The sequence below is a fragment of the Flavobacterium sp. genome (assembly GCF_035299005.1).
Taxonomy (GTDB): Bacteria; Bacteroidota; Bacteroidia; order Flavobacteriales; family Flavobacteriaceae; genus Flavobacterium.
Map to the genome: position 1 here is coordinate 13,980 of NZ_DATGXL010000009.1, position 18,267 is coordinate 32,246.

The window sequence follows — 18,267 nt, forward strand, 5'->3', positions numbered from 1 at the left end:
TTGTTAAAAACAAAAACGCCAGCTATTTCTAACTGACGCTTTCCTAACAACAAACCATATTTATGAAATACTACACTAATTCTTGATTTGACGCAATTGCCACACCTGCTTTTACATGAGCGGCATTTGCTCTTCCACTTGGGTCTTGATTATCTTGCCATTTTGGTATCCATTTTCGTACCGTTTGCGCTGCACTATCTTGTGGAAAATGTTTATGGAAAATTTGACGATAGAAAAAAGCTTCTTTAGTAGCTGGCGTATTGTATGGAAACAATTCTTTTGCTCTTGAAAACTCTAAATCGTTTACTTGACTTGAACAGTATTCAATTAAAGTATCTATCCAGTTATAACCTACTCCATCAGAAAATTGTTCTTTTTGACGCCATAAAATTTCTTCAGGTAAGTATGGTTTTTCCGGAGTATCAAAAGCTTTTCTTACTATATATTTTTCAATTCCTTTGTACGTTTTTGGCATTTTCTCTTCTGGTTGAATTTTAATTGATAAATCCAAAAATGCTTTATCTAAAAATGGAACTCTCGCTTCCAATCCATGCGCCATTGTTGATTTATCGGCACGAAGCAAATCAGCTGTAAATAACTTTTGAACTCGTTCTATAGTTTCTTTTTGAAAATCCAATACCGATGGTGCATTTCTAAAATATAAATAGCCTCCAAAAATCTCATCCGCTCCTTCACCTGACAGTACCATTTTGATTCCTTTTTCCGTAATTGCTTTCGACAAGAAATACATTGGCGTACTTGCTCTAATTGAGGTTACATCATAGGTTTCCAAGTGCCAAATTAACTTATCCAAAATTTCGATGCCTTGCGCTACTGTAAAGTGGATTTCATGATGTGTAGTTCCTATAAAATCTGCAACTTTTCTTGCTGCAACTAAATCGGGTGCCGAAGCATCTAATCCAATTGAAAAAGAGTGCAATTCTTGTCCAGTTCCTTCTAACAATCTTGAAGTAATTGAAGCTATTAAAGATGAATCTAATCCACCAGAAAGCAATACTCCGAAAGGCACATCACACATTAAACGTTTTTCAACTGCTTGAGTTAAACTAGCTTTTAAAGCTTGTAAATCTAAAGTTTCCACAGCAGCTTCATGCGCTTCCCATCCTGGCTTGTAATATTTCACAAAACCTGTTTTTTCGGTGTAATAATGTCCTGGAGGGAAAGTTGAAAATGTTTTACATTGGTCTGCAATAGCTTTCATTTCTGATGCAAAATACAAACGACCTCTTTCGTCCATTCCGTAATACAATGGCTTTACGCCAAGCGGATCACGAGCAACTATATAATCATCGCCATCTATAACTACAAGTGCAAAAATTCCGTCTAGCATATCACAGAAATCATATCCAAACTCCTCATACAAATGCACGATAACTTCAGAATCTGATGTCGTTCTAAACGTATGATATTTTAAAGTTGTTTCTCTTAATTTTTTGTGATTGTATATTTCGCCATTATGTACCATCCAAGCTGAATCAGTTCCTTGAATGGGTTGTTTTCCCGTGTGTAAATCAACAATTGACAAACGCTCGTGTGCCAAAATGTGACCTTTCTCCGTAACATGTATATCACTTTCATCAGGTCCACGATGACTCATTCTTTTAGACAATTGTTGTACCAATGCTTCTTCTTTTCCTTTTCCTATAATGGCTAATATTCCGCACATAATTTTTTTAAGTTTAATTGTGTAAGTACTATTACATATTTAATTAATATGATGAAGCAAAATTGATTATTAAAGTTTAAATAATAAACCATAATTCAATTATTAGTTATAATTTAAAACTAAAAAATCATATTTTAATTAAATTATAAATAAAAAGTATTCTTTTAAGTTTATTTTGGTTACATATCATAAAAAAACCACTCGATTGAGTGGTTTAAAATTGTTGGTGCTAGCAATTACAATACTTCATATATGGTAAAAGAATTCTCATTTACAACAACTACATCGTGTTCCTTTTTGCCTATCAATTGGCTTCCTAAAGGCGATTGTGGTGAAACCGATAAAATAGTAACACCTTCAATATTAATCTTAGGCAGAGCAGCACTAATGAACAATTGCATCGTATTTACTTTTACATAACTCCCTAATGCAATAGTTGTGGTTGTTTTAGAAACATCAATTTTCTCAAGAATATCCCTTAAAGTAATAGCTTCTTTAAGTTTATTGGTTAACTTTTCTTGTTCTAAATGCATCATTGACAAAGCAGTCTCGTGCTTATCTCCTGCCGAACCTTTCGCATCATTTTGTGCATCATCAGACAAACCTGATATCATATCTTGATACACATCGATTTTGTCTTGTAACAATAATATATGTTGCTGTTTTATTTTTTGTTTGAATGTCATGGTTTAAATGATTAACCGCAAAGTTCGCAAAGAATATAAAAACTTTGTGTCTTTGCGGTTAAATATTAAAAATCAAACTTATAATTTGCACCAATTAAGACCTGAATGCCTTGCACTGGGAAATTTGCCCAGCGATTGTATTGCTGATTGGCTAAGTTGTTTCCTTTTAAGAAAGCTGTTAATCTTGCGTTGTATTTGTAGCCTATGTGTGCGTTTAAATCGAAATAACTATCCAAAGTCACTGTTTCTTGTACAAAAGAGGGTAACGGGAATATTAATTCTTGTTTAGTTATTAAATCTTTTCTTTCGCCAACAAAAAACACATTTGCACCAGCATACCACTTCTCATTGATATCAAAATCTACTGTAGTTCCAACTTTTAATTGTGGTAAGTTCCATGCTTCGGCTTGTATATCTGAAGAATAATTATTGTAGGTTCCGTTTATTCCAAAAGTCACATTCTTAGAAAAGTCGGCTTTTAATTCTCCAAAAAGACTCAAAGTTGTAATGTTGTCATATACTACACCAAAAGAATTTCCGTAAGCATATCCTTCAGTATTAGCAAATGTTGGATTGTATTCATTGCTTACAAAAAGTGCTTTATCATCTTGGTTCAAATAGGAAGCTCTAACATTAAAAGCAACCGAATTAGCTAATTTACCTTTTAAACCTGCATAAATATCGTATTTATTATCCGTTGGAGCAACTAGTAATGTTGGCGATACAAATGCATTTTCTTCTACAAAATCTGCATATGAATTTTGTTGTAAATTACCTTCAGCACCAGCATAAGCTACTAAAATATCGCTTACTAATTTATAAGACGCTTTTACGTTTGGATAAATAAATATCTTACCATCACTTTCACCGTTAATTTTTGCAGTTGCATAAAAAACTCCCGCTCCGATTTGTACTGATAAATCATCTTGTTGGTACAAAATACTTGGTTTCATTCCAGCAATTATTGTACTGTATTTTAATTCCGAATCAATGTTTAACATTCTTTCAAAACTACCACCAACATAATCTACTACAAAATCGGCTTTGATTTTTTGATTCATTACTTCAAAATCAAAATTTGGCTTGATAAAAAATCGATTTTCACCTGAATTTAATCCATCAGAAAAACGCTTGAATTGCATACTTGCTTCACTAAAAATTCCGTCCTTTAATGTCATTTTTCCGCCAAGAGCAATTGTATTGTAACTTTGTTTTGAATCGATGCTGTTAATTGTTGCATCATCAAAAACGATAGTTTCTGTAGGTAATCCATACCAATTATAAATTTGATTTTTTACCCCTAAATCTACATTCCAGCTTAAATCGCGCTCACGCACTCCATAAGTTACATCTAAACTTGTGTTGTAATATTTATCATCTAAAACCAAATCTTTGATGCCGCCTTGAGAAGACAAATGGCGCAACATTCCGCCTACATAATTGCTTCTGCTAAGATTTTGTGTAATGAACAATTCCGCATTAATAGTTGGGTAATTTCCAAAACCTAAAGTAGCGTAATTGTTGTATAATTTTTCTTTTTCAATTTTATCAACACCTGCTGCTTTTCCTTTTGCTGGCGTAAACGTTGATGCTACCGGAAACGAAAAAATATTGTACTGAATAGGTTCTTTTTTTTGCTCTTCCTCGTCTTCTAAAACTGGTGTTTCTTTTACTTTGAAAGCATCAGAGATAGTTGGCGTATATGGCTTTACAATATTTACCACTTCCGAGCCTATATTTTCATCTTTAACTTGGGAAAATGAAAATTGAATTCCGAATATTACTAAGACGATTGTGATTATATTTGATTTCTTCATATTAAAATTATTTAGATGCTAAATTTAATCAGCACGACAATGAAATAAAATTGTTAATTTGTAATTGATGAATTGCGTTTAGCTTCTTCTGCTTTAATAAAATCTAACTCTTTTTGAGCTTCAGCTATAACATCTTCAAACTCGGTAAAATTATCAATTACACTTTGCAAAATTTCTGTTGCTTGAAAACTATCTTCTAAGCTAAAATAATTTTTCGCCATAATGATTAATGCTTTAGAACCAAAATATTTATATCCCGAATAATCCACAGCAATTTTCTCCACTACTTTGTTTGAAGCATCAAATTTTCCTTCTTTATTTTTAAAGTAAGCATCATAATATAAAGCTTCGGCTTTTAGCTCTCCTTTTGCTATTTTATTTAATTTATCATAAGCTTCTTTTGCTTTTGCTTCATCATTTGTTTTTATAGCTGATCGTGCTACAATAATTTGTGCATCACTTTTGATTCTATCTTCAATTTTATCATTTTTCAAAACTTTATCAGCATAAACTACTGCGTTTGCAAAATCTTCTTTTTCGTAATACGATTTCATCAAATTAGATTGTGCATAAGTAGTGTTTTGAGGAAATTCTGCTTCTGTTTCTAAACGTTGCAACACAGGAATGGCACTATCATAATTTTTAGCTTTTAAATGTACTTGACACAAACGTGCTAGAGCTTGTTCGGTAAATTCGTTTCTTGGTTTTGAAATCACAAATTCATAGTGTTTTATGGCATTGTTTTCTAAATTATCTGCAAAATATAATTGCGCCAAATAGAAATTTGCTTTTAGAGCATGTAATCCATTTGGAAACTTACTTACATAACTTGTAAAACCTGAAATAGCTTGTTTAGCATTGTTTTGTAAATATTGTTTTTCAGCCGATTCATAGGTATCATTATCCAAATCTGCATTTGAAACCTCAACAAAAGAAAGTGTTTTTACCCAATCGGCATATTCATCAACTTTTCCATTATCAACATAAATTAAACGAGCCGTTGAAACCGCTTCTAAAGATTCTGGTGAGTTTGGATATTCAGCAACAACTTTTTTAAATTTCACTAACGCTTGTTCTTCTTTATTGCTGTTATAGTAAATTAATCCTTGTTTTAAAATTGACTTAGCCACATACGAACTTGATTTATAGTTATTAATCAATTTGTCATAGGTTGTAATTGCATTATTATCCTGATTTTGATTTACATAAGTATTTCCTAATTCATACAAAGCATCATCGGCATACTGAGAAGTTGAATATGTTTTTGCGAATTTTTCTAAATCTTCAATTTTTTTATCTGGTTTATTCACAAAACCATAACTGATTCCTTTCTGAAACGCCGCATAATCTGCATCTACACTTTTCATATCGATAACTTTGTTGTAAGCATCCATTGCAGGCCAGTATTTAGCAGAAATAAAATTACAGTCAGCCAAACGCAAATACGCATCGGTCAAACGAATTCTATCTTCTTTTTGTGAAGTAGTAAAATCTCCAAAATATTTAATAGCATTATCATATTCTTTTAACTTGAAATAAGCATATGCTATATTGTAGTTTGCATTTTTAAATTCGGGTGTAGCTGAAGCTTCAGTAGCATTTAAAAATTGTAAAAAACTTAATTTTGCCTCTTCAAATTGGTCTAAATTATACTCTGTTTCTCCTTTCCAAAAAGTAGCCCTTGCTAAAAATTTTGCATCTTTATTTTCTGCAATTGATTTTTTAAACAACGAATATGCTCCTTTAAAGTCACCATCGGTATACAGTTCTAAACCTCTATAAAAAGTTACTTTTTGATAGGCTAATTTGTTTTCTGGTGATTTATTTTTTTCTAACAAAATCAATGCTTCTTTATAGTTTTTTGATGTGATGTAGGAACTAATCAGTAAAGCATTAATTTCTTGCTTATAAGAAGTATTGGGATATTTTGCCAAATAAGCATTCATGATTTCAGGAACCGACTGATATGGGTTTCCAATTTCATAACTTAATTTTGCATAATTCAAATAAGCATCTTCTTGAATTTTTGCATCAAACTCCATTTCAGAGGCTGTTTTAAACGCATTTAAAGCTTGTTGTTTCTTGTCCGTTTTCAAATAACTTTCGGCTAAATGATAATATGCATTTTGAGCTACAGCATCATTTCCTTCAATAATTTTGTTGAATTGAGCTATTGCATTTTCATAATCTTTTTGCTGGTAATACGCATAACCCAATTGGTAAAAATCAGTATTATTCCATTTACCTTTCTTGCCTTTATAGTCTAATAAATAAGGTAATGCCTTGTCATATTTTTTTAAATTGAAATAACTCTCCCCAATAATTTTAGACAATTCACTTTTTTCATCAGCTCTTGATTTTGGCATTTGCGCTTCGCCTAAATCAATTGCTTTTTGAAAGTTACCAAGCTTGAAATTCATATCGGCTTGAAAATAGCCCATTTTTTCTTTGTACTTATCTTGATCTGATACTTGCTCAAAATATTCATTAGCACTTTTATAATCATCGGTTTCATAAGACATGTAACCTAAATAATATTTTGCTTGGCTTCCAAAAGTTTTAGAATTTACAACCATATTGAAATATTTGGTAGCCTCTTTATTGTTTTTAGCAGTAAAGTACGCATAACCTTTTTGAAAGTTATATTTTTCCTTATCTGCTTGAGACATTGAATTTGAATCGGCTTTATCAAACCACTCTAACGATTTTGGGTAATTCCCTTCGTCAAAATAATAATGTGCCACTTCAATATAAGCTTGATTTGTTTTAGTACTTGTTGGATAATCTTCAACAAACGCTTCTACCAAAACATCGGCTCCCATTTGGTTCAAACGAATTGCACAATTGGCTATATAATAAGCACAATCGGCTTCCACCTCTTGATTGTGTGTTTTGGTTTTTACTTTATCAAACAATATTTGAGCTGCTTGATACTGTTTGTCTTTATACAATTCAATGGCACGATTAAACTCATTTAAATCATGCGTGTAAACTGAAGATTGCTGTGCTAAAAGTGTTCCTGAAAAGAAAACTACTAGAAAAGAAAGTTTTAAATACTCTATCATTTGATGCGCTATTTATAAGTTTCAAATATAAGGCTTATTACAAGTATAAACGAAGCTTCTTAACATATTATTGTACTATTTTTGAACATAGTTTTTAACCAAATACACTATTTTTAACCGAAAAGCGTTTAAAATTTTGAAACCGAACCATAAGTTATTACTTTTACATTTTAAAATCTAAATTAACTATGTCAGAAGCAGTTCTATCTTTAAAAAATGCAACTATTTATCAAGATAAAAATCCAGTATTAACAGATGTAAATATCGAAGTTAAGCATGGTGAATTTCTATATTTAATTGGTAGAACAGGTTCAGGAAAAAGTAGCTTCCTAAAAACACTCTATGCTGATTTAGCACTAACTGAAGGAGAAGGTAGTGTAGTTGACTATGATTTAGCAACACTTAAAGAAAGTGATATTCCTTATTTAAGAAGAAAGTTAGGTGTAGTTTTTCAAGATTTTAAATTATTACCAGACCGAAGTGTTAAAGACAATCTATTATTTGTTTTGAAAGCAACAGGTTGGTCTGAAAAAGAAGAAATGGATTCTAAGATTGAAGAAGTTTTAGATAAAGTGGGCATGAAAGGTTTTGCACCAAAAATGCCACATCAATTATCTGGAGGGGAACAACAACGAGTAGGAATTGCTAGAGCACTACTGAATGACCCGGAATTAATTTTAGCCGATGAACCAACCGGAAACCTTGATCCACAAACGAGTGTAGAGGTTATGGAAGTACTTAGAAAAATTAATGCCAACGGAAAAACCATTTTAATGGCTACTCACGATTATGCATTAGTTTTGAAATATCCTTCAAAAACATTAAAATTTGAAGGTGGAAAAATGTTTGAAGTAGTTCAAAGAACCGTATAAATGCTGTCTATTTTAATTCCAATATATGACTATAATGCTTTTCCTTTAGTTGAAGAACTTTATAAACAATGTATTGAATGTAAAATAGCCTTTGAGATTTTATGTCAAGATGATGCTTCGATGTCATCATTAAACAAATTAAACGAACAGATAAATTCAATTCCGAATTGCTCTTTTATTGCTTTAGAAAAAAATCTTGCTCATCGAGAAAATAGAAACTTATTAGCCAAAAGAGCTCAATATCCCTATTTACTTTTTCTTGATGGAGATTCGGTAATTATTAATCCTAATTACATAAAAACCTATTTATCAAACTTAGGTGATTATGATGTGATTTATGGAGGCAGATTGCATCCAAAAAATTGCCCATCAGAACAACAAGCTTTGCGATGGAAATACGGGAAATTTATTGAAGACAAATTAGCCATTAAAAGAAAAAAAGAACCCTTTAAATGCTTACTTTTTAACAATACCATCATTGCAAAAGACTGTTTTAACCAAGTTAAATTTGATTCAGAGATTACACTTTATGGTCATGATGACACCCAATTGTCATACCAATTAAGCTTACTAAAACCATCCGTAAACCACATTGATAATCAAGTTGAACACGGAGATATCGACACAAATGAAGCCTATGTAGGTAAAACTAAAAACAGTATAAAAAGCCTAATGCTATTAGTAGGCTCAAAAAAAATTGAAGCAAATTATGTAAGGTTATTACAACTTTACAACTTCTTAAATAAAACAAAACTTAACATAATTGCATCATTATTTTATCGTATTTTTAAAACTGCAATGACAAAAAATCTGATTTCAAAAAAACCATCACTATTAATTTATAACCTATTTCGGGTGACTTATATGTGTTCAATCAAACAATAGTATGCCTTTTCTGTCAGTAATTATACCGCTTTACAACAAAGAATCATATATTCAAAATACATTAAATAGTGTTTTGAATCAAACCTATACAGACTTTGAAATTATTATTGTTAATGACGGATCAACAGACAAGAGTCTTGACATAGTTTCCAGTTTCAAAGATGAGCGAATTGTATTAATTAATCAGCAAAACTCGGGGGCTTCATCAACAAGAAACAAAGCCATTCAGTATGCTCAAACGGATTATATAGCTTTTTTGGATGCTGATGATTTTTGGTTTCCAAATCATTTAGAAGAATTGGTAAAACTTATCCTAGACTTTCCAAATTGCGGCATGTATTGTAGTCGTTACCAAACTGTTATCGCAAAAAATCAGAAAATCAATAATAGTTTTTCATACAGTTTTCCCGACTCTTTTAGTGGAATTATACCTGATTTTTTTAAAGCTAGCTTAGTGAATAGGGTTGCTACCTCTTCTTCGATAATTGTTCCAAAGCAAATTATTTTAGAAAACGACGGCTTCAATACAGCAATTTCAAGTGGACAAGATTTAGAACTTTGGACAAAAATTGGTATTAATCATAAAGTAGCTATTAACAACACCATTTCTGCTATTTATCATTTTGAAACGCCTAATTCATTAGCAAAAACACCAATTACAAAAAAAACATTGATGGATTTTTCTCAATTTTTAACTGCTGAAAAAGAAAATAAAAGTTTGAAAGAGTTTTTAGATATTCATCGTTTAGAATATGCTTTACAATATAGAATTGCAGGAGATATTAACAATTCCAAGAGCTTTTTAAAAAATATTACTTCAAATATTCCTCTAAAGACAAAAATTTTACTTTCAACACCAAGTTTTATTTTGCGATTGCTATTAAAAACAAAACATTTACTAAAAAAATATGGTGTAGATTTTTCAGTCTATCACTAAGATTTAGACTCTTGAAATTCTTTAAACTCCCTTATATAATCTTCTTCAGAAAACACATCGGAAGCAATTACTAAACAAACTGCACCTGAAGAAAAATTCTTCAATTCCCGCCAAATGCCATTTGTAATCAATAACCCCTGAAAAGGTTTGTTTAAAGTAACTACATTTTCTTTTTGACCATCATTCAAAATAACATCAAAACTACCAGAAAGCGCAATTAAAAATTCTTGTTGTTCAATATGTGAATGCCCACCTCGCTCTGCACCACTTGGCACATCATACAAATAATAAACACGCTTAATTTCAAAAGGAATCACATTGTTTTCAATAACTGAAAGATTACCTCTTGGATCTTCGATTTTTGGAATGGATAATAATTTACAATTTTGTAGCGTTGACATAAGCTTTTTTTCCTTTTTGTGCTTGTTTAAATAGATGAACAACTTCTGTAAAATTAATTTTACTTTGTTTTAAATCAAAAATCAATTTCAAAGCTATCCAAAATAAATACATTTTACCAAAAATTCGATAAAAAACTGCACTTTGAGCATAATATATTTTAGAAATAGCGGTTTTATGTCCTGTAGTTACTTGAGAATGCGACAAAATTTGTTGAGGAATAAAACCAACTTTTAAACCACTTTTAATTACATCAGAAACAAAGATAGCTTCCTCACCCATATAAAAATCTGTTCCCAACCCAAAATTTTCATCAAACTTAATTGCTGCTTTTTTTAGACTACTATTTTTAAAAACTAATTCAACAGAAGATGTATTCAAAATTTCAAATTGCGATAATTTAGATTGAAATGTTATAGGATATTTTTTAGCCAAGTTACCTTTCCTGTTTAGAAATTGAAAACGAAAACCATCAAAAATTTTATGACTATTAAACGAATCCAAAATGTTAGCTTCAAAATTTTGTTTAAAAACAATATCATCATCTGTAAAAATCAATAAATCTTTTGTTGCATATTGAAGTGCTAAATTTCGGCTTTTTGATAAGCCCTTTTCAAACATATTAAAAACCTTTATCTTTTCATTATCAGACACTAAAACTCTTTTTTCATCCGTTTGATTAACGATTAAGATATTAAATTGTGAAAAATCAGAAAACAAAAACATTGCCTTCAAAAAATCAAAATTGCTTTGATTCATGGTTGCAACTAATATTTCTATGTCTGATTTTTGATACATTTTTAGCAATTATACTATATTTACACAAAGATAGGAAATTAGAAATCAGAATTTAGAATTTAAAACCATTACATGAAAATACTTTTACTTGGCGAATATAGTCGTTTGCATAATTCTTTAAAAGAAGGATTAGTAGCGCTTGGTCATGAAGTAACAATTGTAGGTTGTGGTGATAAATTCAAACAATTTCCAGTTGATTTTTCGATTTATGCACGAATTTGTAACGATAATAAAATTGCTAATTTTCTATATAAAAGTATTCGAAAAATAATTGGTTTTAACTTTGAAAAAATTGAAAAAGCTATTCGTTTTTATTTGCTTTTATCAAAATTAAACAATTATCAGCATGTGCAATTAATCAATTCTGATGCACTAGAAACTTATCCTTTTTTATCTCGCTTTTTGTATAAAAAATTATTTCAAAATATACAAAGTAGAAGCTTACTCATTTGTGGTGATGAAACACCAATTATAGATTATTTGTTTAAAAAAGAATTCAAATATTCAATTTTAACTCCATATTTTGAAGACAATTCATTAGAGAAAGAATTTCAATTTCCGCTCAAATATAGAAACAAAAATTATACAAAAACCTTCAATTGGCTTGCCAATAATTGTCAAAAGCTAATTACTTCTGACTTAGATTATGAAATTCCGATGCAAAAAATGGGATTTCAAACTACGTTTATTCCAAATCCAATAAATACAGATAAAATTAGTTTTCAAAATATTGTAATTAAAGATAAAATTGTAATTTTCTTGGGAATAAATCGCTTAAGTTATAATAAAAAAGGGATTATTTACTTTGAAAAAGCGTTGGAAATTATCAAAAAAAAGTATGCTGAAAGAGTTGAAATAATCGTAACTGAGAACATTCCATATAACGAATACATTTTGATGTACAACAAAGCACATATTTTATTAGATCAAGTATTTGCATATGATCAAGGTTATAATGCATTGGAAGCTATGGCAAAAGGAAAGGTTGTTTTTACAGGTGCCGAAACAGAATTTTTAAATCAGTATCAGTTACAAGTAGACAATGTTTGCATCAATGCAACTCCTAATGAAAATCAAATCATTGAAAAAATTTCATACCTAATTGAGCACCCTGAAAGAATCATTGAAATCTCAAAAAATGCTCGAAATTTTATTGAAAAAGAGCATGCATATAAAATTATTGCCAATAAGTATTTAGCAAGTTGGAATTAAATACTTTTAACATATTGATTAGGTTTATTTAACATTATTCCTCAAAATTTGATGAATAGTAGTGTTAAAAAGAAAAAAAATTTGGTTAATAGCCGTTTTTATCATACTTTTAACTTGTTATAAAACATATAAGCCTATGAAGTTGAATTGTATTGTTGTAGATGATAGTGCTATCCAAAGAATTACTATCACAAAGCTAGTTAACGAATCAACCTTATTGAACTTGATTGGTGATTTCGCAAATGCTTTAGAAGCAAAGAATTGTATTAATAACAATACGATTGATTTGATATTTCTAGACATTGAAATGCCTTTAATCAATGGATTTGACTTATTAGATGGATTAAAAACTAAACCTCAAATTATATTTATTACTTCAAAAGCTGATTATGCTGTTAAAGCTTTTGATTATGAAGCTACTGATTTTCTTCAAAAGCCAATTTCAAAAGAGCGTTTTACAAAAGCGGTAAAAAAAGCTACTGAATTACACGCACTTCGCTATGAAAACCATGAAGAACAAGGTGAAAGTATTGTAATTAAAAGCAATCTAAAAAAACTAAAAGTTTATGTTTCAAGAATTAAATGGATCGAAGCTTATGGTGATTATATCAAAGTAGTTACTGATGATGAAAGTCATTTAGTCTTGTCAACTATGAAAGGTTTTGAAAAAGAGCTTCCGCCAGGTAAATTTATCAGAGTACATAAATCATATATTATCAACTTGGATCGAGTTGAAAAATTCAATAGTAAATTTGCTGAAATTGGAACTACTAAAATTCCATTGAGCAGAAACAAGAAAGAAGAAATTGTAAAAGCAATTGAAAATTCTTAATACACATCAACATTTACAGTAATCTTAATAGAACGATATTGCGGAATAGCCTCAAAACTGTTTCGCATCTTGTTTATAATCGTTTTAGTTTGTCCCAAATTTGAATTTACAGGAATCTTTACCATAATCGTTCTGATGTATTCATTACGAATTCGATTAATTGCTGGTTCTTCAGGACCTAAAACAGGAATAGGTAAACTTTGCACCAATACGTTATAAAACCAAAGCGAACCTTCTTTTAGCTTATCAAAATCACGGTGTTTTAAAGTCAGTTTTATCAAACGGAAGAAAGGTGGATATTTAAAATTCTGACGTTCGTAAATTTGCTCCTTGTACATTGAGATATAATCATTACCCAAAACCTGCTGAATTGTATTATGATACGGATTAAAAGTCTGTATTAATACTTTACCTTTTTTCTCAGAACGTCCTGCCCTACCCGAAACTTGTGTCATCATTTGAAATGCTCTTTCGTAAGCTCTAAAATTAGGCTGATTCAGTAAATTATCAGCATTTAAAATCCCTACTAAGGTAACATTATCAAAATCTAAACCTTTGGCAAGCATCTGAGTTCCAACCAAAACATCAATTTCTCTATTTTTGAATGAATCAATTATTTTTTCAAAACCAAATTTGCCTCTAGTAGAGTCTTGATCCATTCTTCCGATATTCTTCTCAGGAAAAAGCGCTTTCAGTTCCATTTCGATTTGTTCTGTTCCAAAACCCTTTGTTGTTAAATCCACCGATTGACAACTATGACAATGCGTAGGATTTGCAATTGAATAGCCACAATAATGACAACGCAATTGATTTTTGAACTTGTAATAGGTTAAACTCACATCACAACTAGGACAATGCGGCACATGGCCACACGTCATACATTCCACATAAGGCGAAAATCCTCTGCGGTTTTGAAACAAAATAACTTGCTCACCATTAGAAAACGTTTCTGTAATTGCTTCCAGAAGTTCATCTGAAAAATGTCCAGTCATTTTTTTTCTAAAATACTTGTCTTTTATGTCAATTAGCAAGATTTCAGGTAAAACCACATTTCCATAACGCACTTTTAATTCGGTTAAACCGTATTTCTTCGATTGTACATTATAAAAAGATTCTAAACTTGGCGTAGCGCTTCCTAAAAGCACTTTTGCATTATGTTGCTTTGCTAAAACAATGGCTGCATCTCTTGCATGATATCTTGGTGCTGGGTCGTGTTGTTTATAGGTTTGCTCGTGTTCTTCATCCACAACAATACATCCTAAATTTGAAAATGGTAAAAATAAAGCACTTCGAACACCAATAACAACTTTCGCTTTTGGTGAATTTTCTAACACTTGATTCCAAACTTCAATACGCTCGTTATTAGAATATTTCGAATGAAAAACAGCTACTTCATTTCCAAAATAAGCTGTTAATCTTTGTACTAATTGCGTGGTTAAAGCAATTTCGGGCAATAGAAACAAAACTTGTTTGTCATGTTGCACATATTGTTCTAAAAGCTTGATGTAAATTTCTGTTTTTCCAGAAGCTGTAACGCCTTGTAATAAATTTACATCAAAATTTTCAAAATTAACTTGAATGCTATCAAAAGCTTTTTGCTGTGATTCACTTAATTTGAAGTGACTATCTTCTTCTTTGTCAAAAACGACTCTATCTTGCGCTATATAATATTCTTCAAAAATGGTTTTATCTACTAACGATTTTACTACTGTGGAAGAACTGCCAGAAGTTTCAATTAGTTTTTTTACTGAAATTGGTGCTTTCTCTCGAGCCTGCAATTGGAAATAATGCAAAACTAACTCGCGTTGTTTTTTTGCTTTAGACAATACTTCTAATAAATTAGCTAATTTATCTTGTTGCAAAAAATCGTCATGCAATTTAATATAGCGCACTAACTTCGGTTTGTACTGTTCCGAAATTTCTTCTTGCAACACCAGAGCACCTTTTGCTAATAGTCTGTTAATAATTGGAAATACCGTTTTCTTACCTAGAATTTTAATCACATCTTGAACTGTAATTGACGATTGGCTTTTTAAGGCTTCCAAAATCAAATATTCATCATCTTTTAAATCATTCGCATCAATTTCAAGGTTTTCTTTAGCCGAAATAATCGTTTCGCTTTCCAAAATGTAACCAGAAGGCAATGCACTTCTAAATACTTCGCCCAACGAACACATATAATAAGAAGCTATCCATTTCCAATGTTCTATTTGGAATGAATTGACTACAGGTTTTTCGTCTAAAATTTGATGAATTTCTTTGGCTTGGTATAATTGCGGTGGAGTATTGTTTTTATCTAAAACTAATGCAGTATAAATCTTGGATTTACCAAACGGCACAGCTACTCGCATTCCCACTTGAATGTAGTTAAATTCTGCTTCTGAAACCTGATATGTAAAGGTTTTTGAAACTGCTAATGGTAAAACAACTTCGATAAAATACAACATAGAACAAATATAGTTTGAAAAAGAGAATAGAGAAAAGAAAATAGAAAAAAGATACCTGTGCATTTCATTCAATAAAAAAAAGCGCCCTCAATGAGAACGCTTTCACTATTATTTATGTGTTTGGAATTATTTTCCTAACATTTCGTTTTTCAAATCTGCATCTGCTGGTTTATCACATAACCAAATTCCGAATAACGCTTTTTTGAAATCGTGTCCTTCGATGGTTCCTTTTTTAACTCCATTTTTATACACTACAATTCCTTCATTAGGAACATTAATGATGATAAAAATATCCCCTTTTTTAATTTCCTCTTTAAAGAAACCTTTGAATTTATCAATTTTAGCTTTTAAAGGCGCTGTCTTTTTGTTTGTTGAATTTTCAAAACCTTCATTAATAGCAGAAACCATCTTATCTGAAGTAATCATTCCTGAAATAATATTTAGTTTTATTGCACCAGCTTCTTTACTATCTATGATATCTTTTGCACTTGAACTCTTTTTTGGTAAATATAAAGAACCAACATACAAATCAATCCACATTTTTTCTCTTGTACCCGCTCCGTTTAAAACCAAACTTTGTCCTTCTAAAGACATCTTACCATCTACTTTAACTCCTGAAACAGTTTCTTGTGCGTTAACCGAAAATGTGGTTGCAATAAGAACTAAAAATGTAATAATTTGTTTTTTCATAATAATTCGTTTTAAATTTTGTTAAATATATAAATTTTTTCTTTTTAATTTAGAAATAGTTGCATTTAGTTCGAAACCTAATAATAAAACCATGCAGTTAATCCAGATGTAAAACATTAATACAAGAAGCGTACCAATTGAACCATATAACTCGTTATAACGAGCAAACTTTTCAACATACACACCAAAAATATAGGAAGAAATAATAATTAAAATGGTAGTAAAAACTGCTCCATAGCTAATAAACGACATTTTAGAAGTTTCTTTGGTTCCAAATTTATACAAAATAGCTGTGGTAATTAAAATCATTAAAACAACAAAGCCATACCTACTCCATTCAACCAAATAAACATCATTTACATAACCACTAACATTGATTTTATGAATGATAATTTCAGAAATTACGATAGCTGAAACCGTAATAATTAAAATCAAAGAAAGCGAAAGTGCTATAGCCAATGATATAAAATACTGTCTAAAAAATCCTCGCGTTAATGTAATATGCTCAGACATTTCAAAACCTCCTAAAATAGCATTGATTCCATTAGTCATTAAAAGTATTGACAATACAAAACCTGATGACAATAACCCTTGATGACTATTGTTCATAATATCACTTATAATTTGAGCAATTGCATCATAGGTGTTAGGTGGCACTCCCTCTTCTACAAATTGTAAGAAATCTTTTTGAAAATTTTCTAACGGAATATAAGGAATTAAATTCAAAATAAATAAAGCGAATGGAAACAAAGCCATAAAGAAACTAAATGCTACTGCACTGGCTCTATATGAGAAAGCTCCTTTAAAAATTCCAATTACATATAATTCCAAGATATCGTACAAAGAAAGTCCTTCAAACGATTTTGGTTTTATAGTTTTTCCAAAAGCAACTAATTGCTTAACTACAGGAATTTTATTGAGCTTATTTTCAATTTCTTCAGACATCTAATCAATTGCTTTTAAACTTAAATCCATATTATATACCGAATGCGTTAAAGCTCCCGAAGAAATATAATCAACACCACATTCCGCATAATTACGAATGGTTTTTTCATTGATATTTCCAGAAGATTCTGTCAATGATTGATTTCCGATCATTTCTACTGCTTTTTTAGTAGTTTCGTAATCAAAATTATCTAATAAAATACGATAAACTCCTCCACTACTCAAAATTTGTGATACTTCGTTTAAATTTCTAGCCTCAACAATAATTTTCAAATCCTTATTATGATCAACTAAATATTGCTTTGTTTTAGCAATAGCTTGCGGAATACCACCTGCAAAATCAATATGATTGTCTTTTAGCATAATCATATCATATAAAGCAAATCTGTGATTTTCGCCACCTCCAATTTTTACTGCCCATTTTTCAATAGCACGAATTCCTGGTGTAGTTTTACGAGTATCTAATATTTTTGTTTGAGTTCCTACTAATAAATCAACAAACATTTTTGTCTTTGTTGCAATAGCACTCATTCTTTGCATCGAATTTAAAACCAAACGTTCTGCTTTCAGTATAGACTGCGAACTCCCTGAAACATGAAAAACAACATCTCCATATTTTACTGCTTCCCCATCATTTATAAACGTTTCAACAATCATGTCTTTATCTACATAATTGAATATCATTTTGGCAAATGCTACACCAGCAATAATCCCATTGTCTTTTACTAACAACTTAGCCTTTCCTTTTGCAGTTGCCGGAATACATGCTAACGAACTATGATCGCCATCGCCAACATCCTCGCGGATGGCGTTACTAATAATGAGTTCTAATTCTTTTTGAAACTGTACTTCTGAAATCATATACTATAATTGGACTGCTAATGTAAGAATTCATTTGTTGTTTTAAAAATTTATAAAATGATAAATCACTCTTTAAATTAAAACAATTTCAGTCTTACAGGTCCACAAAAACATCTTTTTTTTAAATAAAAATC

15 protein-coding genes are annotated in these 18,267 nt (G+C 30.5%); 5 read left to right on the forward strand and 10 right to left on the reverse strand.

Annotation, left to right across the window (positions count from 1 at the left end; translation table 11 throughout):
* Positions 1–70: 70 nt before the first annotated feature.
* From asnB to VK164_RS04970, 4 genes are all read right to left on the reverse strand, one after another.
* Entirely contained in the window at positions 71–1,687 is a 1,617-nt protein-coding gene (asnB, locus tag VK164_RS04955) for an asparagine synthase B (RefSeq protein ID WP_324208300.1), read from the reverse strand.
* 236 nt (positions 1,688–1,923) lie between these two features.
* A complete protein-coding gene (locus VK164_RS04960; RefSeq protein ID WP_324208301.1) occupies positions 1,924–2,373 on the reverse strand; it encodes a hypothetical protein in 450 nt (149 codons plus the stop codon).
* Between the two features lie 65 nt (positions 2,374–2,438).
* Positions 2,439–4,190 carry a TonB-dependent receptor gene (locus tag VK164_RS04965; RefSeq protein ID WP_324208302.1) on the reverse strand — a complete coding sequence of 584 codons (1,752 nt, stop codon included), beginning with the start codon at positions 4,188–4,190 and terminating at the stop codon, positions 2,439–2,441.
* A gap of 53 nt (positions 4,191–4,243) precedes the next feature.
* Positions 4,244–7,255, reverse strand: a complete 3,012-nt coding sequence (locus VK164_RS04970) for a tetratricopeptide repeat protein (protein WP_324208303.1) — start codon at positions 7,253–7,255, stop codon at positions 4,244–4,246.
* Between the two features lie 188 nt (positions 7,256–7,443).
* On the opposite strand from VK164_RS04970, the gene VK164_RS04975 reads away from it, so the two are divergent.
* From VK164_RS04975 to VK164_RS04985, 3 genes are read left to right on the forward strand one after another with little or no spacing between them, the layout of a single operon-like run.
* On the forward strand, positions 7,444–8,127 hold the full coding sequence (locus VK164_RS04975) for a cell division ATP-binding protein FtsE (protein ID WP_324208304.1): 684 nt from the start codon (positions 7,444–7,446) through the stop codon (positions 8,125–8,127).
* Positions 8,128–9,012, forward strand: a complete 885-nt coding sequence (locus VK164_RS04980) for a glycosyltransferase family 2 protein (RefSeq protein ID WP_324208305.1) — start codon at positions 8,128–8,130, stop codon at positions 9,010–9,012.
* A gap of 1 nt (position 9,013) precedes the next feature.
* A complete protein-coding gene (locus VK164_RS04985; protein ID WP_324208306.1) occupies positions 9,014–9,949 on the forward strand; it encodes a glycosyltransferase family 2 protein in 936 nt (311 codons plus the stop codon).
* Here VK164_RS04985 and VK164_RS04990 read toward each other — a convergent pair.
* Positions 9,946–10,350: an FdtA/QdtA family cupin domain-containing protein gene (locus VK164_RS04990; protein WP_324208307.1), complete on the reverse strand. Its 405-nt coding sequence runs from the start codon at positions 10,348–10,350 to the stop codon at positions 9,946–9,948. The genes VK164_RS04985 and VK164_RS04990 overlap by 4 nt on opposite strands.
* Positions 10,328–11,146: a glycosyltransferase family A protein gene (locus tag VK164_RS04995; protein ID WP_324208308.1), complete on the reverse strand. Its 819-nt coding sequence runs from the start codon at positions 11,144–11,146 to the stop codon at positions 10,328–10,330. Before VK164_RS04995 ends, VK164_RS04990 begins: the two co-directional genes overlap by 23 nt.
* Before the next feature lie 72 nt (positions 11,147–11,218).
* Here VK164_RS04995 and VK164_RS05000 point away from each other — a divergent pair, with 72 nt between their 5' ends.
* Entirely contained in the window at positions 11,219–12,358 is a 1,140-nt protein-coding gene (locus VK164_RS05000; protein ID WP_324208309.1) for a glycosyltransferase family protein, read from the forward strand.
* 136 nt (positions 12,359–12,494) lie between these two features.
* A complete protein-coding gene (locus tag VK164_RS05005; protein WP_166237298.1) occupies positions 12,495–13,190 on the forward strand; it encodes a LytR/AlgR family response regulator transcription factor in 696 nt (231 codons plus the stop codon).
* On the opposite strand, the gene priA is transcribed toward VK164_RS05005, so the two are convergent.
* The 4 genes from priA to nadC all read right to left on the reverse strand — a co-directional run bounded on the left by priA (position 13,187) and on the right by nadC (position 18,133).
* Entirely contained in the window at positions 13,187–15,637 is a 2,451-nt protein-coding gene (priA, locus tag VK164_RS05010; RefSeq protein WP_324208310.1) for a replication restart helicase PriA, read from the reverse strand. The genes VK164_RS05005 and priA overlap by 4 nt on opposite strands.
* Before the next feature lie 126 nt (positions 15,638–15,763).
* Positions 15,764–16,327 (reverse strand): chalcone isomerase family protein, encoded by a 564-nt coding sequence (locus tag VK164_RS05015; RefSeq protein WP_324208311.1) that lies wholly within the window; start codon positions 16,325–16,327, stop codon positions 15,764–15,766.
* Positions 16,328–16,348: 21 nt separating this feature from the next.
* A complete protein-coding gene (locus VK164_RS05020) occupies positions 16,349–17,272 on the reverse strand; it encodes a YihY/virulence factor BrkB family protein (protein ID WP_166237301.1) in 924 nt (307 codons plus the stop codon).
* Positions 17,273–18,133, reverse strand: coding sequence for a carboxylating nicotinate-nucleotide diphosphorylase (gene nadC / locus VK164_RS05025; protein ID WP_324208312.1), 861 nt, complete (start codon positions 18,131–18,133; stop codon positions 17,273–17,275).
* Positions 18,134–18,267: the final 134 nt, after the last annotated feature.